The 19017-nt window shown below is 70.4% G+C and carries 21 protein-coding genes; 8 read left to right on the forward strand and 13 right to left on the reverse strand.

Going from position 1 to position 19017, the window contains the following annotated elements; translation table 11 throughout:
• Nucleotides 1-409 precede the first annotated feature (409 nt).
• The 6 genes from ACH34T_RS30825 to ACH34T_RS30850 form a co-directional block, all read right to left on the reverse strand.
• Nucleotides 410-1468: a potassium channel family protein gene (locus ACH34T_RS30825; protein ID WP_396024448.1), complete on the reverse strand. Its 1059-nt coding sequence runs from the start codon at nt 1466-1468 to the stop codon at nt 410-412.
• Nucleotides 1469-1730: 262 nt separating this feature from the next.
• The gene (locus tag ACH34T_RS30830; RefSeq protein ID WP_396024449.1) at nt 1731-2099 is read right to left on the reverse strand and encodes a hypothetical protein; all 369 of its coding nucleotides are present in this window, start codon (nt 2097-2099) and stop codon (nt 1731-1733) included.
• Between the two features lie 53 nt (nt 2100-2152).
• The gene (locus ACH34T_RS30835) at nt 2153-2623 is read right to left on the reverse strand and encodes a peroxiredoxin (RefSeq protein ID WP_396024450.1); all 471 of its coding nucleotides are present in this window, start codon (nt 2621-2623) and stop codon (nt 2153-2155) included.
• Nucleotides 2624-2788: 165 nt separating this feature from the next.
• The gene (locus ACH34T_RS30840; RefSeq protein WP_131967297.1) at nt 2789-3217 is read right to left on the reverse strand and encodes a DUF3052 domain-containing protein; all 429 of its coding nucleotides are present in this window, start codon (nt 3215-3217) and stop codon (nt 2789-2791) included.
• Nucleotides 3218-3475: 258 nt separating this feature from the next.
• Entirely contained in the window at nt 3476-3883 is a 408-nt protein-coding gene (locus ACH34T_RS30845; protein WP_396024451.1) for a secondary thiamine-phosphate synthase enzyme YjbQ, read from the reverse strand.
• 45 nt (nt 3884-3928) lie between these two features.
• Nucleotides 3929-4126, reverse strand: coding sequence for a DUF1918 domain-containing protein (locus ACH34T_RS30850; RefSeq protein WP_396024452.1), 198 nt, complete (start codon nt 4124-4126; stop codon nt 3929-3931).
• A 317-nt stretch (nt 4127-4443) separates the two neighbouring features.
• Between ACH34T_RS30850 and aceE the strand changes: the two genes are divergently transcribed.
• Entirely contained in the window at nt 4444-7233 is a 2790-nt protein-coding gene (gene aceE / locus ACH34T_RS30855; protein ID WP_396024453.1) for a pyruvate dehydrogenase (acetyl-transferring), homodimeric type, read from the forward strand.
• Between the two features lie 116 nt (nt 7234-7349).
• Here aceE and ACH34T_RS30860 read toward each other — a convergent pair whose 3' ends face one another.
• Nucleotides 7350-7724 (reverse strand): VOC family protein, encoded by a 375-nt coding sequence (locus ACH34T_RS30860; protein ID WP_396024454.1) that lies wholly within the window; start codon nt 7722-7724, stop codon nt 7350-7352.
• The gene (locus tag ACH34T_RS30865; protein WP_396024455.1) at nt 7721-8206 is read right to left on the reverse strand and encodes an ATP-binding protein; all 486 of its coding nucleotides are present in this window, start codon (nt 8204-8206) and stop codon (nt 7721-7723) included. Before ACH34T_RS30865 ends, ACH34T_RS30860 begins: the two co-directional genes overlap by 4 nt.
• A 229-nt stretch (nt 8207-8435) precedes the next feature.
• Between ACH34T_RS30865 and ACH34T_RS30870 the strand changes: the two genes are divergently transcribed.
• The 3 genes from ACH34T_RS30870 to ACH34T_RS30880 are packed head-to-tail and all read left to right on the forward strand — an operon-like array spanning nt 8436 to nt 9675.
• A complete protein-coding gene (locus ACH34T_RS30870) occupies nt 8436-9290 on the forward strand; it encodes a helix-turn-helix domain-containing protein (RefSeq protein ID WP_396024456.1) in 855 nt (284 codons plus the stop codon).
• Nucleotides 9287-9484: a DUF397 domain-containing protein gene (locus ACH34T_RS30875; RefSeq protein ID WP_396024457.1), complete on the forward strand. Its 198-nt coding sequence runs from the start codon at nt 9287-9289 to the stop codon at nt 9482-9484. The genes ACH34T_RS30870 and ACH34T_RS30875 overlap by 4 nt, the downstream gene beginning before the upstream one ends.
• The gene (locus ACH34T_RS30880) at nt 9481-9675 is read left to right on the forward strand and encodes a DUF397 domain-containing protein (RefSeq protein ID WP_396024458.1); all 195 of its coding nucleotides are present in this window, start codon (nt 9481-9483) and stop codon (nt 9673-9675) included. The genes ACH34T_RS30875 and ACH34T_RS30880 overlap by 4 nt, the downstream gene beginning before the upstream one ends.
• On the opposite strand, the gene ACH34T_RS30885 is transcribed toward ACH34T_RS30880, so the two are convergent.
• On the reverse strand, nt 9672-10973 hold the full coding sequence (locus ACH34T_RS30885) for a cation:proton antiporter (RefSeq protein WP_396024459.1): 1302 nt from the start codon (nt 10971-10973) through the stop codon (nt 9672-9674). The genes ACH34T_RS30880 and ACH34T_RS30885 overlap by 4 nt on opposite strands.
• 603 nt (nt 10974-11576) lie before the next feature.
• Nucleotides 11577-12056, reverse strand: coding sequence for a CGNR zinc finger domain-containing protein (locus ACH34T_RS30890; protein WP_396024460.1), 480 nt, complete (start codon nt 12054-12056; stop codon nt 11577-11579).
• Nucleotides 12057-12159: 103 nt separating this feature from the next.
• Between ACH34T_RS30890 and ACH34T_RS30895 the strand changes: the two genes are divergently transcribed.
• A complete protein-coding gene (locus tag ACH34T_RS30895) occupies nt 12160-13026 on the forward strand; it encodes an alpha/beta fold hydrolase (RefSeq protein ID WP_396024461.1) in 867 nt (288 codons plus the stop codon).
• Nucleotides 13027-13107: 81 nt separating this feature from the next.
• Here the strand turns inward: ACH34T_RS30895 and ACH34T_RS30900 are convergent, their stop codons facing one another.
• The 3 genes from ACH34T_RS30900 to ACH34T_RS30910 are packed head-to-tail and all read right to left on the reverse strand — an operon-like array spanning nt 13108 to nt 15875.
• Nucleotides 13108-13818, reverse strand: a complete 711-nt coding sequence (locus tag ACH34T_RS30900) for a helix-turn-helix transcriptional regulator (RefSeq protein ID WP_396024462.1) — start codon at nt 13816-13818, stop codon at nt 13108-13110.
• Nucleotides 13819-13877: 59 nt separating this feature from the next.
• Entirely contained in the window at nt 13878-14828 is a 951-nt protein-coding gene (locus ACH34T_RS30905) for an alpha/beta fold hydrolase (RefSeq protein WP_396024463.1), read from the reverse strand.
• A gap of 18 nt (nt 14829-14846) precedes the next feature.
• On the reverse strand, nt 14847-15875 hold the full coding sequence (locus ACH34T_RS30910; protein ID WP_396024464.1) for a PHP domain-containing protein: 1029 nt from the start codon (nt 15873-15875) through the stop codon (nt 14847-14849).
• An 84-nt stretch (nt 15876-15959) separates the two neighbouring features.
• Between ACH34T_RS30910 and ACH34T_RS30915 the strand changes: the two genes are divergently transcribed.
• From ACH34T_RS30915 to ACH34T_RS30925, 3 genes are all read left to right on the forward strand, one after another.
• Nucleotides 15960-17258, forward strand: coding sequence for a sensor histidine kinase (locus ACH34T_RS30915; protein ID WP_396024465.1), 1299 nt, complete (start codon nt 15960-15962; stop codon nt 17256-17258).
• Nucleotides 17255-17920 (forward strand): response regulator, encoded by a 666-nt coding sequence (locus ACH34T_RS30920; RefSeq protein WP_396024466.1) that lies wholly within the window; start codon nt 17255-17257, stop codon nt 17918-17920. The genes ACH34T_RS30915 and ACH34T_RS30920 overlap by 4 nt, the downstream gene beginning before the upstream one ends.
• A gap of 132 nt (nt 17921-18052) precedes the next feature.
• Nucleotides 18053-19015, forward strand: coding sequence for an alpha/beta hydrolase (locus ACH34T_RS30925; RefSeq protein ID WP_396024467.1), 963 nt, complete (start codon nt 18053-18055; stop codon nt 19013-19015).
• Nucleotides 19016-19017: the final 2 nt, after the last annotated feature.

Raw genomic sequence — 19017 nt, forward strand, 5'->3', positions numbered from 1 at the left:
TAACAACCGAAAGCTACCCGTCAGTAGCCCTCACTGGAGGAACCCTCCGCGGTTTCACCCCCGCTCTCCCCTGATTGGGGGACGACCCGCGGCGCGAGCCGTGCTGTGCTTATGGCAGTGCACTCTTCCTTCGGGACTTGGCGGCCCTCCATCGTCGTGTACCGCGTGCGATCGCTGCATCGCTCCGTCTCGCCTGGCGGCTCGCTACGCGATCAGTCCCGCTCCGCTCGAAACCGCCTTCGGTCGCGATCGCGGGGTTCGGCTTATCGCGTGGTCGCGGCGGTGGCCGAGGAAGTCACAAACGTGGACCCCGCACGCGCGTGGGGAGGCCCCGGGGTCCTGGACCTGTGCCCCGGGCCGCGCGCCGCGGTCGCCGGGAGGGCGCCCCGCCGGCGCCCTCCCGGCCCTCTCACAGCTCGTGCCAGGGGATGTCGGGACGGGCCGGCGCCACCACGGCGAGGGACTGGCCGCCCTGGATCCGCTCGTCCGGCGCCGCGGTGAGCCGGAACCGGGCGTTGGGACGGTGCGACTCGCCGACGGCCAGGAGCGTGCTGCCGCGGCGCAGCAGGAAGACCGCGACGTCGAGGCGGGACCATTCCCCGGCGTCGGACGGGACGTCCACGCGGTAGAGGGTGCCGTCCGAGTCGAGCGTGCTGGCCAGGTTGTGGTAGATCGCGGCGACCCCCGGGTTGCGGATCGCGACCGCGACCACGGCGGGGTCGTCGATGTCGACCGGCTCGATGTCCGGGCTGATCAGGCTCAGCGCCTCGGTGATCTCCGGACGGCTGCCGCCGTCGTGGACCCCGGCCAGCAGGTGCGCGGACGACTCGCCCTTCCGCCGCAGGTAGGCGGACACGCCGAGCGTCACCCGGACGGTCTCGTCGTCGGTGCGGCCGACGACCACCACCGTGCGGGCCGCCTCCAGGCACGCGCGCTCGTAGGCGGTGTCGTCGAAGGCCACCACGTCGTACAGGCCGGGGTCGGGGTTCTCGCCCGCCAGCTCGCCCGGCCAGAAGATCGTGACGACGGGTGTCTTGGCGAAGTCGGGGTCGGCGCGGAGCTGCCCGATGATCGACCGCAGGCCGTCGCGGTCGTAGCCGACCATCACGATGTGCTGCCGCTTGTGCAGTTGCGCTTGGCCGTTGGCCCGCATCGTCCGTCCTCTTCCCATCCAGAGCGTCAGCTCGGCGAACATCACGAGCCCCGCGGTGAGCCCCGCCACGATGATCAGCACGCCGCCGATCCGGCCGCCGGCGGACTCCGGGTACAGGTCGCCGTAGCCGGTGGTGGTGCCGCTCACGAGGAAGTACCAGATGTACTCGTCCGGCCGTTTGATGTCGGCGCCGGGCTCCTCGAACACCGCGATCAGCAGCCAGCCCGTCACGAAGGCGGCGAGGAGGACGAGCGCGGGCGCCCGCCAGGAGCGCCCGGTGATCCGGTTGACCAGGCGCATCAGCACGATCGGCATCCGCGCAGCGTGCCAGCGGGCAAAATGCCGCGTCAAGTCCTAAAAGCGGTGTTCGGCACGACCGGAAAAGGCCAGCGGGGCCCGGCCAACCAACCGGGTCCGGCACGCCAACCAGCCAAGCTCAGCGCGCTAACCAGCCACGCTCGGCACGCCAACCAGCCACGCTCGACGCGCTAACCGGCCACGCCCGGAACGCCAAACCAGCCACGCTCGGCACGCTAACCAGCCACGCTCGGCGCGCTAACCGGCGAAGCTTGGCGCGCTAACCGGCCGGGCCGCGGCGCAGCACGCGGCTCAGGGCCGCGGCCACCTCCGCGGAGAGGTCGCCGTCGCCAGACGAGCCGGATGCGCCGGACATCCCCGGCGGGCCGGGCGGCGCGCCGGAAGGGACCAGGTCGGCGGGGTCGGCGTCGCGGACGTGGCCGCAGTCGCGGCACTCGACCTCGCCGAGGCGGCAGACCAGCGCGGTCGAGCCGCACGCGGCGCAGCGGTCGAGATCGTCCGCCCAGTCGCGGGCGGACTGGCAGCCGGGGCAGATCAGAACCTGGCGGTCCGCCCGGACCCCGCGCTTCCAGGGGCTCGCGCCCCGCACGGGGTCGGTCTGCCGCGCCCCGCAGCGAAAGCAGGGCATCACACCTCCAGGGTGCGGGGACCGGTTCCGGCCATCGGACCGGTCCGATTCGCTCAGAGCCCGGCGAGCGCCTTGCGGTACTCGCCGATGTCGCGTGCGTCCGGGATCGCGTTCACGACCTTCCAGCGGACCACGCCCTCGGTGTCGATGACGAAGGTGCCGCGCAGGGCCAGCCCCTTGGTCTCGTCGAACACGCCGTAGCGCTGTGCCGTCCCGCCGTGCGGCCAGAAGTCCGACAGCAGCGGGAACTGGTACTTCTCCTGGTCGGCCCAGGTGCGCAGCGCGTACACCGAGTCGACCGACACGGCGAGGACCTGCGCGTCGTGGTCCGCGCCGTCCCCGCCGAGGGTGGGCAGCTCGTCCCTGATCTGGCACAGCTCGCCCGTGCAGACGCCGCTGAATGCCAGCGGGTAGAACACCAGGACGACGTTCTTCGCGCCCCGGAAGCCGGACAGCTTCACCGGGGCGCCGTGCTGGTCCTTCAGCTCGAAATCGGGTGCGACGTCGCCTACCTCAACCGCCAAGGTCTCTCTCCCACGGTCCGTCCCCGCCGCCGACGGGGTATGCCCGCCCCCCACGGACGTGGAGGACGGGCCCAGTCTGTCACCCCGCGACGCCCGCCGGACCCGGGCGTCCAAATCCGGGCATTCCGCCTACCGCGGACCTCAGGCCTACTGCGAACCCCAGGCCTACTTGCGGACCTTGGGCGCGACCAGCCGCGTCCCGGACCACTCCTTCGCGGCGCTGACGCTGCTGGTCTGCGACAGGCCGGCCGTCTGCGCGGCCTCGCCGATGTCGCTCGGCTCCACATGGCCGTCGCGCCCCGCCTTCGGCGTCAGCAGCCAGATGTCGCCGCCGCCGGTGAGCGGGATCATCGCGTCGGTCAGGCCCTCGAACAGGTCGCCGTCCTCCTCGCGCCACCACAGCAGCACGACGTCGACCACGTCGTCGTAGTCCTCGTCGACCAGCTCGTTCCCCGTGACGGCCTCGACGGATTCGCGGAGCTCCTCGTCGACGTCGTCGTCATAGCCGATCTCCTGCACCACCTGGCCCGCCTTCAGGCCGAGCCGTTCGGCCAGGCTGCGCTCAGACTGCGCCTGACCCGCGGTCGCGCTCACGAAAGTCCTCCCATTGTCGTCGTCCGCACGGTGTCGTGCTCTTGTATTCCGGCCCCCTGGACGGGTGGCCCGCCCGCACCTGTGCGGTGTTTGCGGGACAGTCCACACAAGTGAGGGCCCCTTGCGCAAGTGTCTTCCCGGCTTTTGGTGGCCTCATTGGCCCGATTACGGAGATCACCGTAACCGGTCGTCCACGGAAAGTGACAACTCCCGCGTCATCCCCATGCCCCGCGCGGGACCGCACTCGGATCGTTTCGCTCATCCTTTAAGGAAAGACAGGCGTACCTGGCGATCCGGGTTGTCCACATTAAGGTCGACCAGGGCCACCGACTGCCAGGTTCCGAGCGCGAGCCGCCCGTCGGCGACCGGGATCGTCGCGTACGGCGGGACGAGCGCGGGCATGACGTGCGACCGGCCGTGCCCCGGCGACCCGTGCGCGTGCCGCCAGCGGTCGTCCGCCGGGAGCAGGTCGCCGAGGGCGGCGAGCAGGTCGTCGTCGCTGCCCGCCCCGAGTTCGAGGATCGCCACGCCGGCGGTGGCGTGCGGGACGAAGACGTGCAGCAACCCGTCGCCGCCCGCCGACGCGGCGAACCGCTCGCATTCGGCCGTGATGTCGTGCACGGCCTCGCGTGTACCGGTGGCCACCCGGACCACGGTGCTCTCCATGGCCCCGTGTCTACCCGATCCGCGGACCAGGACGCATCCGGGCCCCTAGCGCGACAGCTCTTCCTTCGGCTCGATCACCGCGTCGGGTCCCGGGTAGACGAGGGTCTCGTGGCCGTCGTCGAACCGCACCACGTAGGGCGGGCCGCCGTCCGGCCCGCGCACCTCGATGACCTCTCCTTGCCGGTCCGCCTGGCCCACGACGTTGGCGTGGACGAGCAGCCGGTCTCCCACTTGTCCGTTCATCACTCCCCCAAGCTCGTTCGCCCGCCACCGGGACGGGCCGTGCCGGGCCTGTGCTGCCGTTGTTCCCAGCCTCATACGTTCCCCCCGCTCCGTCGAGGGGAATCTTTCGCGATCCGGGAAAAAAGCGGCACGGCCGGGGGTGGGCGCCGCGGTCGACCGGGGAGAATGGTTACCGGTTGGTAGAGATGCGTTAGCCGTCATTACCGGCGACGATGGATCACGTACCGAGGCGACGAACAGTCGGCCGGGGACCGGCGGCCCGCCGCACGGCGGCGCACGGTCCCACCAGCAAAGACGGTAAGGACAGAGGGGACCCCGTGGCTTCCGGACGTCAACGCTTTTCGATCATCAGCGACGGCCTGCCGAGCCAGCTGCCCGACATCAACCCGGACGAGACCCGGGAGTGGCTGGAGTCGCTGGACACGGTCATCAAGACCGAGGGCCGCGGCAGGGCGCGGTACGTGATGCTCCGGCTGCTGGAGCGGGCCCGCGAACTGCAGGTCGGCGTGCCCAGCCTGCGCAGCACCGACTTCATCAACACGATCCCGCCGGAGCACGAGCCCTGGTTCCCCGGCGACGAGCACGTCGAGCGGCGCATCCGCGCCTACATCCGCTGGAACGCGGCGATCATGGTGTCGCGGGCGAACCGGCCCGACATCGGCGTCGGCGGGCACATCGCCACCTACGCCTCCGCCGCCTCGCTGTACGAGGTCGGCTTCAACCACTTCTTCCGCGGCAAGGACCACGGCGAGTCCGGCGACCAGGTGTTCATCCAGGGGCACGCCTCGCCGGGCATCTACGCCCGCGCCTACCTGGAGGGACGGCTGCCGGGCGACAAGCTCGACGGGTTCCGGCAGGAGCACTCGCATCCGGGCGGGGGGCTGTCGTCGTACCCGCACCCGCGCCTCATGCCCGACTTCTGGGAATTCCCGACCGTGTCGATGGGCCTGACGGCGATCGACTCGGTGTACCAGGCCCGATTCAACCGCTACCTCTACAACCGCAAGATCAAGGACACGTCCCGATCGCACGTGTGGGCGTTCCTCGGCGACGGCGAGATGTCCGAGCCGGAGTCGCTCGGCGCGATCGGCCTCGCCGCCCGCGAGGAGCTCGACAACCTCACCTTCGTCGTCAACTGCAACCTCCAGCAGCTGGACGGCCCCGTCCGCGGCAACGGGAAGATCATCCAGGAGCTGGAGTCGTTCTTCCGCGGCGCGGGCTGGAACGTCATCAAGGTCATCTGGGGCCGCGACTGGGACCCGCTGCTCGCCCAGGACGTCGACGGCGTGCTGGTCAACCAGATGAACACCACCCCGGACGGCCAGTTCCAGACGTTCAGCGTCGAGTCCGGCGAGTACATCCGGGAGAAGTTCTTCGGCGCCGACCCGCGGCTGCGCAAGATCGTCCAGCATCTGTCGGACGACGAGCTGCGCAAGCTGTCGCGCGGCGGGCACGACTACCGCAAGGTGTACGCGGCGTTCAAGTCGGCCCGCGAGCACGTCGGGCAGCCGACCGTGATCCTCGCGCACACCATCAAGGGCTGGACGCTCGGCTCCGACTTCGAGGCCCGCAACGCCACCCACCAGATGAAGAAGCTCACCAAGGCCGAGCTGAAGGAGTTCCGCGACCGGCTCTACCTCGACATCCCCGACTCCGCGCTGGAGGCGCCGCTCCCGCCCTACTACCACCCGGGCGAGGACTCCGACGAGATCCAGTACATGCGCGAGCGCCGCGCCGCCCTCGGCGGGTTCCTGCCGAAACGGGTAGTACGGGCCAAACCGCTGAAGCTGCCCGGCGACCCGGTCTACAGCGAGCTGAAGAAGGGCTCCGGCAAGCAGAACGTCGCGACGACCATGGCGTTCGTCCGGCTGCTCAAGGACCTGATCAAGGACGAGAACATCGGCGCCCGGTTCGTCCCGATCGCCCCGGACGAGTACCGCACGTTCGGCATGGACTCGCTGTTCCCCACGTCCAAGATCTACTCGCCGCACGGGCAGACCTACGACGCGGTCGACCGCAAGCTGCTCCTCTCCTACAAGGAGTCGGAGAGCGGGCAGATGCTGCACGAGGGCATCAGCGAGGCCGGGTCGATGGCGTCGACCATCGCGGCCGGGACGGCGTACGCCACGCACGGCGAGCACATCATCCCGGTCTACATCTTCTACTCGATGTTCGGGTTCCAGCGGACCGGCGACCAGATGTGGGCGCTCGGCGACCAGATGGGCCGCGGTTTCCTGCTCGGCGCCACCGCGGGCCGCACCACCCTGACCGGCGAGGGCCTCCAGCACGCCGACGGCCACTCACCGCTGCTCGCCGCGACGAACCCGGCGTGCGTCCACTACGACCCGACGTGGGCGTTCGAGCTGGCGCACATCGTCCAGGACGCGCTGCGCCGCATGTACGGGACGTCCGAAGAGCACCCCAACGGCGAGGACGTCTTCTACTACCTCACCATTTACAACGAGCCGTACCAGCAGCCCGCCGAACCCGAGGACCTCGACGTCGACGGCCTCCTCAAGGGCCTGTACAGGTACAAGGCCGCACCGGAGGTCGCGTCCGGGAACGGCGAGGCGCCCCGGGCGCAGATCCTGGCGTCCGGCGTCGGCGGCCGGTGGGCCCTTGAGGCGCAGCGGCTCCTCGCCGAAGACTGGGGCGTCGCCGCGGACGTGTGGTCGGCCACCTCGTGGAACGAGCTCGCCCGCGAGGCCCGCGACTGCGACGCATGGAACCTGCTGAACCCGGACGCCGAGCAGCGCGTCCCGTACGTCACCCGGAAGCTCGACAACGTCGCCGGGCCGATCGTCGCGGTGTCGGACTTCATGCGCGCCGTGCCCGACCAGATCGCCCCCTGGGTGCACGCGGACTTCACCGCGCTCGGCACCGACGGCTTCGGCTTCTCCGACACCCGCGCCGCCGCCCGCCGGTTCTTCCACGTGGACGCGGCGTCGATCGTCCTCGCGGTCCTGACCCGGCTCGCGCGGAACGGCGAGGTCAAGCCGGAGACGCTGCAGCAGGCGATGGAGCGCTACCGCCTCAACGCCGACGTCGGCGACGTGTTCGCGGGCGGCGCAGGAAGCGCGGAGAGCAACACCGGCGGCGACGCCTGATCCCGTCCGCCGAGCGGAGCTCGTCCGTTGAAGGACGGTGATTGCGGAGGTGTAGGCCGCAATCACGCATGAAATGGGCCCCGAGGTTCGCCTCGGGGCCCTCTTCATGCCCCGGGTCAGGAGGACGGAGGTGTGAACGCCCCGAAACGGTTGCCGGACGGGTCCTCCAGATAGGCGAATTTGAGCCCGTTGGCCGTGGTCATGGTGGGCGCCGCGACCTTTCCGCCGTTCTTCTCCGCCTGCGCGCAGGTGGCGTCGACGTCCTCGACCAGGACCAGGAACATCGCGTGGTTGCGCGACGCGTCCGGCTCGTGCGCGATGCCGCCGCTCGGCGCGTCGGCACCCGGGTAGGTGACGAGGTCGTAGCCGTCCGCGTCCGGGTCGAGCGCGAACTTCCAGCCGAACATGTCGCCGTAGAAGCGGCGGGCCTCCTCGGGCGCGTCGGTGCCGACCTGGAACCACGTGACGGTGTTGAACGCCGGAACACTCATCGATTTCCTCCTTCGAACGCTGCTGCCACCAGCGTCGCGGAGTCTCGCGACAGCCCCCTGTCGGGGTTTCCGGACGAGTTCACGTCCGCCGATCCGAATTCCGCCCAGACGACGGTGCGGGCTCCGTCCGTCCGGAATCCCCAGCTCTGCGACAGGGCTTCGACGACTCGCAGGCCGCGTCCGCCCTCGTCGCCGGTCTCGGCTTTGAGGTGCGGACGCTTGCCGCCCGCGCCGTCGTCGGCGACCTCCAGGCGGTAGACGCCCCCTCCGGCGAGCAGGCTGACCGTCACCCGGCCGTCGTCACCCGAGTCCGTGTGGGTGATCGCGTTGCCTACGGTCTCGCTCCCGACCGTCACCAGGTCGTCCAGCAGGGCATGTGCCTGCGGCGGCGCCATCTCCCGGAGGAACCGCCGCGCGTACCCGACGGACCTCCCCACGCCCGGAAGCGTGAGCGTCCCGACAACGACGAGCCCCCCGCTCATCACCGCACGATCCACGACACACCGCGCCGCGCGAACGCCGTCCCGTCCTTGATCGCCGTGGTCCTTCTCATCTCGGGCGCCTTCATGGTGCGCCTCCCTTCGATGTGGAGTCGCCGCTACATTCGCCGCTCACCACCCCCGCGTATCACCGCCTGAACGTTTTCCGACTGAACGTTCAGCCGCGCGCGGATCGCGCACGATCAAGCACTCTCAGTGACATTCTGAGGAGATGTCTTCTGATAACGCTCCCACTGTCCGCCAGCGCCGGATCGGCTCGGCACTGCGCAAAGCCCGCGAGCACCACAACCTCACGGTTGCCACTGTCGCGAGCCGCTTCGGCCGCTCCCAGGGCTGGATGAGCATGGTCGAGAACGGCCTTCATCCAATCGCCCCCGAGGAACTCAGCAAACTTCTCGACTTCTACCAGATCCCGGACGGCCCGCTCCGCACGTCCGTCCTCCACCTGGCCACCCATCGCCCCGGCAGCTGGGAGCGGGTATGGGAGGGTCGCATCTCCGCTGCCGCGCTCGACCTCGCGAGTCTGGAGGAGGACGCCGCCGAGATCCGCACCTTCCAGTCCAACATCGTCCCCGGGCTCCTCCAGACCCCGGAGTACACCCGAGAGCTCATCGCCCTCGGCCCAGCCAAACACTCGCGCTACGTCAAAACCCTGGTCGACTTCCGACAGTCCCGCCAGCGACTGCTGAGCCGACCCGATCCGCCCCGCTACGTGCCGATCATCGCGGAGGCGGTCCTCCACAACCAGGTCGGCGATGATCCCGCGGTCATGCGCGCGCAGATCCGGCGGCTGACCCAAACCGCCCGGCTCGACCACGTGCACCTGCGCATCCTCCCCAAAACGGCCAGCGGATACCTCTCACTCATTACTCCATGCCATCTCATCTACCTGCGCCCACCCGGACAGCTCACCGTCTCCGTCGGTGACCAGTTCACTAAGAGCGTCTTCGTCGAGGACGAGGAAGAAGTCGCGTCCCACGAAGAGATCTTCGAACTACTGCTCTCAGCCACTCTGAGCAGGGCGGCTTCGCTGAATCTCATCGACGGGATAGCGTCGCAGCCATGAGCACCCCCGAAGCCCCCCAGACCCACTGGCGCAAGAGCACTCATAGCGGCGCCGTCGAAAACGAGTGCGTCGAGATCGCCGACCTCAACGACCACATCGCCATCCGCGACAGCAAAAACCCCGACACCGGCCACCTCACCCTCACCCGCCAAAGCTTCGGCGCCCTCCTAACCCACCTGACATCGCAACCATGAACACCCCAGCCCACTGGCGCAAGAGCACCCACAGCGGCGCCAACGAAGGCGAGTGCGTCGAAATCGCCGACCTCAACGACCACATCGCCATCCGCGACAGCAAAAACCCCACCGCCCCACACTTCACCCTCACTCGCCAACACTTCACTGACCTGGTCACCCGTGCGAGCGTGCGGGGGCGGTGTCGTTAGGCCGCTTGGGTTTGGCTTGGGCGGGTGAAGCGTCGGTAGGCCAGTTCGTCCGGGGAGACCGGGCGGTTCGGTAGGAGCGGGGCGGCCAGTGCCGTGGTGGCGAGAGCCATGATCACCATCATGGTGAACATCTGGCCGTCGAGGACGCCGAGGCTCACGCCCGCATGGAGGATGATCAGTTCCGTCAGGCCGCGCGTGTTCATCAGCAGGCCGAGGGTTCCGGCCTCGCGCCACGGCATCCCGGTCAGTTTTCCGGGGATCGCGGCACCCACTATCTTTCCGGCGCAGGCGACGAGGATGATCCCGGCCAGTTCGATGAGACCGGGGCCGGAAATGGCGCTGATGTCGACGTTCAGGCCGGTCACGATGAAAAAAACGGGAAGCAGCACCATGCTGATTCCTTCGAACGGCCGCTTGATGCCGTCGGCCAGCACCTCGAACGGCTCGCGCGGCGTGATGAAGCCGAAGGCGAAGGCGCCGAAAATGGCGTGAATGCCGATCCACGTGGTGGCGTAGGACGAGAGGAAGAGCCCGGCGACGAGCAGGATGACGTACAGCGGCGGCACCCGGTCGCGGACCAGGCGGCGGGTCACATAGGCCAGCAGCGGACGGACCGCCAGCGCCATGACGGCCACGTAGACCGCCGACAGGGCGCCGATCTGCACCATGTCCCCGACGGCGCCGCCCGAGGTGACGATCGCCGCGGTCAGCGCGAGCAGGCACCACGCGAGCACGTCGTCGACGGCCGCGCTGGCCAGCGCGAGGGCGCCGACGCGCGTGCCCATCATCCGGTGCTCGGTCAGCATCCTGGCCAGCACCGGGAACGCCGTGATGGACATCGCCGCGCCGATGAAGAGCGCGAACGCGGTGAAGGAGATGTGGTGGCCCTTCACCGTGTCGTGGCGGGAGTACAACAGCGTGGCTAGGCCGACGCCGAGCCCGAAGGCGAGGGCGATGGAGCTGATCGAGACCGCGCCCGCCGCGCCGCGCCGCCCTTTCAGGAGCCTTTTGTCGAATTCCCAGCCGATGCCGAACATGAAGACGAGCAGGCCGACCTGCGCGATGGCCGTCAGGTACGGCCGTGCCTCGGCCGGGAAGATGTGCGCGGTGGGGTTGCCCGGCAGCAGCCCGAGGAGGCTGGGGCCCAGCGCGATGCCGGCGAGGATTTCACCGATCACCATCGGTTGTCTCAGGTGCCGGACCAGGCGGCCGAGGACGGCGCCCACCAGCAGGACGATGGCGATGTCGGCCATCACAATGGCGATCACCAGTTCGGAATGCTGCGCCAGACTGCTCATCGGGACTCCAGAGAAGCGGGTTCGCCGGGATCAGGCCGCAAATTCGGTCGGGAGGAATTGGCCGCTTATGCTCGCATGGAGACATGCCCGCGGACCATGGTCGCAATGGAAACAACAGGCGAACTCAATGGCCGTATGCGGACAATGGCGCAACCCGATTGCGTCCGGCTTCACGTCGAAGGGGGTCCACCGCCGGTGGCGGACGGAATTGGTCTGGCCTTCTGTGCGCGAATAGGCGGGCCACAGTCGGCCACCGCGGCAATGCTCTCCGTCATGTCGAACGGCTCCCGCCCCCACATTTCGGTGATCATCGAACTCCTCGCCGAACGGCCACCCATTAGATCATGGTCAATGTCGGCGAAGCGAAGGCCGAGAGCCTCGAAGGGCCGGTCCGGCGCACTCGAAGGGCCGACCCGGTGCAGAGGAACGTTCACGTCATTTCGTCAACGCTCCTGCTCACCGGGCTACGCGCCCGAAAATGTCTTCAAAGCGCGGGGCCCGGCCGGTCGTCGTGGACCATGGCCATGGACTTGGCCGCGCTTTAGTGGGCCGGTCGCGGGTGGCACGCTGAAGGTGACGACGAGGGCGGCGGGACGAGGAGCGTCAGCGGGTGCGGTTGTAGTGACGGCGGGCCTTTTCGCGGTTGCCGCAGCCGGCCATCGAACACCAGCGGGCGCGGTTGGCGCGACTGCGGTCGAGCAGGAACAACTGGCACTCGTCGTTGGCGCAGGGGCGCAGCCGGCCGGGGAGTTGCTTCTCGACGGCGGCCCACGCGAGGACCATTTCGACGGCCAGGCGGGCGTGCGGGGGCGTCTTCACCTTCCACTGGAGACCGTCCAGTGTGAGCTCCGGGATCTGGTGGACGCCTTCTAGCAGCGGGCTCAACGCGGTGGGCGGGCTTTCTCCCTTCACTACGTCCCGCAGGAGATCGCGCGCCTCGCGGAGCAGTGCCAGTTCCGCGAGGGTGCCGTCGCCGCCGTGCTCCCGCGCCCAGCGTCTGCCCGCGGCCGGGTCGCCGAGCGCGTCCTGTTCCTCGCCCTTGACCAGTGGCCTGCTGTTGAGCAGGTCCAGCAGCGTGTCCATCGGGTGCCGCTCCTCCTAACCAGATCGAATCCTTTGACAGGTTAGCCCATGTCGTGTTTACATGACGAAGACCTAACCAGATTAAACATACGAAGGGGTTAGAATGAGCACGGTATGCTACCGGACCGCCACCGTGGACGGCCACAAGATCTTCTATCGCGAGGCCGGCCCCGCCGACGCACCCGCGATCGTCCTGCTGCACGGCTTCCCGACCAGCTCGTTCATGTTCCGCGAGCTCATCCCGCTACTGGCCGATGACTACCGCGTCATCGCGCCGGACCTCCTCGGCTTCGGCCACTCCGACGCCCCCCTCGTGGACGAGTTCGCCTACACCTTCGACGCCCTCGGCGAACTCACCTCCGGGCTGCTCGACCAACTGGGCCTGGACCGGTACGCCCTCTACGTCCAGGACTACGGCGCCCCCATCGGATGGCGCCTCGCGCTCAAGCACCCCGGACGGATCTCCGCCATCGTCACCCAGAGCGGCAACGGCTACGAGGACGGTTTCGTCGAGCCCTTCTGGGCCGACCTCTGGGCGTACGGGGCGAACCCCGGCCCCGATACCGAACCCGCCGTCCGCGCCGCGCTGAACCTCGACGTCATCCGGTGGCAGTACGTGCACGGCGTGCCCGACCCGAGCGTGGTCAGCCCGGACACCTGGGAGCACGACTTCGCCCTCGTCTCCCGCGAGGGCAACGACGAGGTCCAGCTGGCGCTGTTCCGCGACTACCAGAACAACCGCCCGCTCTACCCGCTGCTGCACGAGTTCCTGCGCACCTACGAGGTCCCGGTGCTCGCCGTGTGGGGCCGCAACGACGAGATCTTCGGCCCGGCGGGCGCGCTGGCGTTCGGCCGCGACGCCATGGACGCGGAGGTGCATCTGATCGACGGCGGCCACTTCCTGCTGGAGAGCCACCTGGACGTCGTCGCGGGCTACATGCGCGGCTTCCTCGGCCGGGTGCTGAGCTGAGGAAGGACCCGCAGGCCGAAGCGGCCGACCATGCCGTGAGCCCGCTCACGGCATGGTCGGCGGAGGCCACATCCCTGGTTCTCAGACAAGCTCCAGTGGGCGGACCACGTAGTCGGTCGGTGGTGGGGTCATCTCGTCGAAGCCGCGTTCGGGGGCCTGTTCGTCCAGGAGGGCTGCGCGTCGGATGCGGTCGATGCGGAACACGCGCGCGCCGTCGCGTAGGCGGCACCAGCCGATCAGGTACCAGCACAGTGAAACGGCCGTGAACGCGACCGGCTCGACGTCGCGTTCGGTCTCGGCACCGTCGGCGGCCACGTAGCGGAGCCGGACGACGCGGCGGGCGGACATGGCCTCCTCCAGGACGGCGGGCACGGAGGTGGGCGCGGGATCGGCCCCGTCCGGCGGTGTCATGAAGCGGACGCGTTCGGCCAGCTCGCGGGCCGAGGCGCTGTCGGCGGCCGACATCGCCGCGACGATCTTGTGGAGGGCGGTGCGGGCGGAGCGGGAGTACGGCGACCCGCCCGCCCTCGACAGGGTGATCGCGACGGCCACGGCCTCGGCGGGCGTGAAGTTCAGCGGCGGCAGCGTCCGGCTCTTGTCGAGCGTGTAGCCGCCGCCGCGGCCGACGTCCGCGAAGATCGGCACCCCGGCCTGCTGCAGCGCGCAGATGTCGCGCTCGATCGTGCGGACGCTCACCTCGTACCTGGCGGCCAGCTCACGCGCGCTGACCCGGCGCGGCGCGCAGGCCCGCAGCTCCTCCACCAGGGCGTACAGGCGATCGGTGCGGTTCACGCGGCGACCGTACGCCGCGCCTCCGACATTCAGCGGCCTTCAGCCGCCAGCAGAGGCCGTCAGAGGCCGCGGAGGAAGCCGATCATGGCGGCGTTGACGTCGGCGGGGCGTTCCTGCTGCGTCCAGTGGCCGCAACCGGACAGCCAGACCGTGTCGCGGAGGTTCGGCACGAAGTCGCGCATCGAGTCGATCGCGTCGCGGGAGCCGACGGCGACGACGTCGCGATCACCGGCGAGGAAGAGGGCGGGCGGGCCGATCTGGGCCCGGTGCCAGGCGGCGGTGAGCTCCCAGTTCCGGTCGAGGTTGCGGTACCAGTTGACGGGTCCGGTGAAGCCGCTGGACGCGTATTCGTCCACGTAGGCGGCGATGTCGCCGTCGGTCAGCCAGCCCGGGAGCTTCCGCGGCTCCGGAAGCGTGTCGAGGAAGTCTCCGCCGTCCGGGACGGTCAGCAAGGGCGCGGGCCCTTCGCCCGACAGCCCGTAGAGGACGCGCCGGAAGGTGGCGCTCCGGTCGCGGTCGAGCGCGGCCTCGGGGACGTCCGGCTGCTGGAAATGCACCATGTAGAAGCCGTCGCCGAACAGGCGCCGCATGGCCGCGACCGGTGGCCGACTGCTGCGCGGACGGTGCGGGACCGACATCCCGATAACACCCCGCACCTTGTCCGGTCGCATCTGCGCGACAGCCCACGCGACGGGCGCGCCCCAGTCGTGCCCGACGACGACGGCTCGGTCGGCACCGAGTGCGGTGATGAGGCCCACTGCGTCGCCTGCCAGGTGCAGGATCGTGTACTGGGCGGCGTCCGCGGGGCCGCCCGTCCGGGCGTAGCCGCGCTGGTCGGGCGCGACGGCGTGGAACCCGGCGTCGGCCAGCGCGGTCAGCTGGTGCCGCCACGAGTACCAGCATTCGGGGAAGCCGTGCAGGAGCAGCACGAGCGGACCCTCGCCCGCCTCGGCGACGTGCATGCGCAGCCCGCTCTCCGACTGGACGAGACGATGCGTGATCTCGGTCATCGATGCCCCCCAGAGTCCTCAGAGTTGGGCGCGGGTCCAGGCGAGGAGGTCGTCGGCGGGGAGGGCGTTGACGATCTGCGACTCCGGGACGGCGCAGCGGGCCGCCCGCTCGCAGCCGTAGGGCTGCCAGTCGAGCTGGCCGGGGGCGTGGGCGTCGGAGTCGATCGAGAAGCGGCAGCCCGCCTCGACGGCCAGTCGGAGCAGGCGTTTCGGCGGGTCGAGGCGCTCCGGACGCGAGTTGATCTCGACGGCGACGTCGTAGGCGGCGCAGGCGTCGAAGACGAGCGCGGCGTCGAACTCCGACTCGGGGCGCAGTCCGCCGCGCTTGCCTCCGGCTTTGACGATCCGTCCGGTGCAGTGGCCGAGGACGTTCACGCGCGGGTTCGCGATGGCCGCGACCATGCGCTTGGTCATGGCGACGCGGTCCATGCGGAGCTTGGAGTGGACGCTGGCGACGACGACGTCCAGCCGTTCGAGGAGGTCGGGGTCCTGGTCGAGGGTGCCGTCCTCCAGGATGTCGACCTCGATGCCGGTGAGGATCCGGAACGGCGCGAGGGTCTCGTTGAGCTCGGCGACAGCGTCGAGCTGGCGGCGGAGGCGGTCGGCGTCCAGGCCGTTGGCGACCTTCAGGCGCGGTGAGTGGTCGGTGAGCGCGAGGTACTCGTGGCCTAGGGCGCGGGCCGTTTCGGCCATCTCCTGGATGGGTGAGCCGCCGTCCGACCAGTCGCTGTGGGTGTGCAGGTCGCCTTTGAGGGCTGCGCGTATGGCGGCGGCCGTCTCGTCCACGGGTTCGCCTTCGGTGGCCTCCAGGCGGCGCAGGTAGACGGGCGTTTCGCCGCGCAGCGACTCCTCGATGACGAGGGCGGTGACCTTGCCGATGCCGGGCAGGGCGGTCAGCGTGCCCTCGCGGGCGCGGGCGGCGAGGTCGTCGCGGGACGTCCGCCCGGCGAGGTCGGCGGCCGTGCGGAAGGCCCGCACGCGGTAGGTCGGCTCGTGGGCGCGCTCCAGCAGGAACGCGATACGGCGCAGGGCTTCGACGGGCTCCACGCTTCGCACCGTACCCAGGTATGACACGACGTGTCCCACCACGGTGTCATCCAGGTGCGTTCTGGGGTTCTCTAGCCTGGGCTCATGGCCAGGGAGAGCGCGCTGCCGCGGTATGTCGTGCGGGACGTGCTCCTCGCCGCGGCGGTGACGGGCCGGGCCGAACCGGTGCCGCTCGACCGGCCCTGGCCGTTCCTGCTCAGGTGGACGCGGTACATCGGCGCCGGGCAGGCGCGGTTCGGCGTCGTGGTCAACCTGGTCGGGGTCGTGCTGACCGTCGTGATGATCGGCGGGACGATCTCGCTGCTGTCGGACGAGACCGTCCGGCGCGGCGTCGAGATGTCCGGCAGCACCAAGCTGTTCATCGCGCTCGCGGTGACGCTGCCGTTCGCGCTGCGCGACCTGCATCCGCTCGCCGCGTGGCGGTGGAGCTTCCTGGGGACGTTGCTGGTCGACGTCGGCGGGTGGCTGAGCACGCCGTACGTCCCGTGGGGCGCGATCACCGCGCTCGCCTGCGTGTACACGGTGGCGGTGCGCTGCTCGCGGGACGTCACGCTCGGCGTCGCGATCCTGTCGTTCGCCGGAGTCTGGATCAAGGACTCGGAGACCGCGCTCAACGCGTCGGTGCTGCTCGTGCCGCCGCTGGCGGTGGGGTACGCGGTCCGGCTCCGGCAGACGTCGCGGCGGCAGCTGGCCGAGCAGCGGCTCCGGCTCGCCTTCGAGGAGCGGCGGCACCAGGACGCCGAGGCGGTGCTGACCGAGCGGCAGCGGATCGCGCGGGAGCTGCACGACGTCGTCGCCCACCACATGTCGATGATCGCGATCCAGGCGGAGGCGGCGCCCTACAAGGTCGAGTCGGTGCCGGACGAGACCCGCCGCGACCTCGCCGAGATCCGCGCGACGGCGCTCGACGCGCTGACGGAGCTGCGCCGGATCCTCGGCGTCCTGCGCTCCGAGGACGGCGTCGACACCGCCCCGCAGCCGAGCCTGGAGCGGCTCGACGAGCTGGTCGGCAACGCGCGGGCGGCTGGCCTGCGGGTGGAGACCCTGCTGGACGGCGACCTCGCCGGGCTCCCGCCCGGCGTCGGCCTCACCGCGTTCCGGATCCTGCAGGAGGCGCTGAGCAACGCGATGCGGCACGCGCCGGGTTCGCGGGTGCAGGTCGAGGTGTCCCGGGAGGACGGCATAGTGTGGCTCGGCGTCGTCAACGGGCCGCCCGGCGACGGCCAGGCCCCCGGCCCCGGGCTCCCGGGCGGGGGCCACGGGCTGGTCGGGATGCGGGAGCGCGCCGCCGCGCTCGGCGGCGAGCTGACCGCCCGGCCCACCCCGGAGGGAGGATTCGCGGTGACCGCCAACCTGCCGGTGCAGGCCCGGGAGCGGAGGTGACCGTGCGGGTCGTGATCGTCGACGACCAGGGCATGGTGCGCGCCGGGTTCGGCGTGCTGCTGAACGCGCAGCCCGACATCGAGGTCGTCGGCGAGGCCGTGAACGGCGAGGAGGGCCTGCGGCGCGTCGCCGAACTGCGTCCCGACGTGGTGCTGATGGACGTCCGGATGCCGGTCATGGACGGTCTCGAGGCGACCCGCCGCATCCTCGCGGCCGCCGCCGAGGACGCGCCGAAGATCCTCATGCTCACCACGTTCGACCTGGACGACTACGTGTACGAGGCCCTGCGCGCCGGGGCCAGCGGTTTCCTGCTGAAGGACGCGTCCGCGACGGAGCTGGCGGACGCCGTGCGGGTCGTGGCGGCGGGCGACGCGCTGCTGTCGCCGTCGATCACCCGGCGGCTCATCGCGGAGTTCTCCCGGCTCGGCGGGCCGCGGGCGCCGTCCCGCAAGCGGCTGGCGGAGCTGACGGAGCGGGAGACCGAGGTCCTGACGCTGGTGGCGCGCGGCCTGTCCAACGGCGAGATCGCGCACCGGCTCGTAGTCGCCGAGCAGACCGTCAAGACGCATTTCGGGCGGATCCTGATGAAGCTCGACCTCCGGGACCGTCCGCAGGCGATCGTCTACGCCTACGAGGTGGGGCTGGTCCGTCCGGGCGACTGATACCCGGGTCGCATGCGTGCTACCGGGGTCGCATCCCGGAAGACCACACCGCCGGTTGATCCGCGCTACGGCGTCCGATTCCTAGCTTCCTGTTCAGTGCATTCGGCTCACTGACCAGGGAGGACGTCTCGGATGCCCAGCGTTCGCAAGGCCGTGGCGATCGTGTCCGTGCTGGCCGCGGCCGGGACCGCGGCCGGGTCGGCGGCCGCCGCGACCGGCGCCGCCGAGGTGTACGCCGCGACCGGCCCGGCGCCCGCTCTGTCGGCGGCGACGCTCGGCCTCCGCTACCAGGCCGCCGACCGGGAGATCCACCGTGCGCTGGCGACCGCGCGGCGCATCCGCGACGGTGACCGGGCCCGCGCCCTTACGGCCCTCCTCTCCGGCGGACGGCGGTTCCTGTCGTTCGACCCGCGAGGCCGCGGACGGGTCGTCGAGGTCATCGGCGACCTGAGACACGCCGACCGCATCGCCGTCGTCGTCCCCGGCGCGGACAACTCGCTGACCAACTACGACTCCCCCAAGTTCGCCGGCGGCGGCAGTCGCGCGCTCTACCGGCAGGCCCGCGCCGACGCGTCCGGGGCACGGCTCGCCGTGATCGCCTGGCTCGGCTACGACTCGCCGCCGTCGCTCGGCACCGGCGTCCTGACCGGCGGACGGGCCGAGGACGGCGCACCCGTCCTGCGCGGCCTCCTCGCCGCCGTCCATCGCGTGAACGGGCACGGCCGGTTCGCGCTGCTGTGCCACAGCTACGGCTCGGTGGTCTGCGCCAAGGCCGCCCCCCATCTCGCGCCGCTGCCCGTGGACGAGATCGCCCTGTTCGGCAGCCCCGGCACCACGGCCGACAACGTCGCCGACCTCCGGACGTCCGCCCGCGTCTGGGCGGGCCGCGCCAAGGGCGACTGGACGCGCTACGTGCCGAAAGTCCGCTTCGCCGGACTGGGTTTCGGCGCCGATCCGGTGTCCCCCGGCTTCGGCGCGCTGCGCTTCGACGCCGGGACGGGCCCGCACAGCGCCTACCTGAAGCCCGGCTCCCTAGCGCTCCGCAACCTCGCCCTGATCGCCCTAGGCCGCGCCACGGAGGTCACCCGTGCCTGAGC

It is taken from the genome of Actinomadura sp. 9N215 (assembly GCF_044326345.1).
Taxonomy (GTDB): Bacteria; Actinomycetota; Actinomycetes; order Streptosporangiales; family Streptosporangiaceae; genus Spirillospora.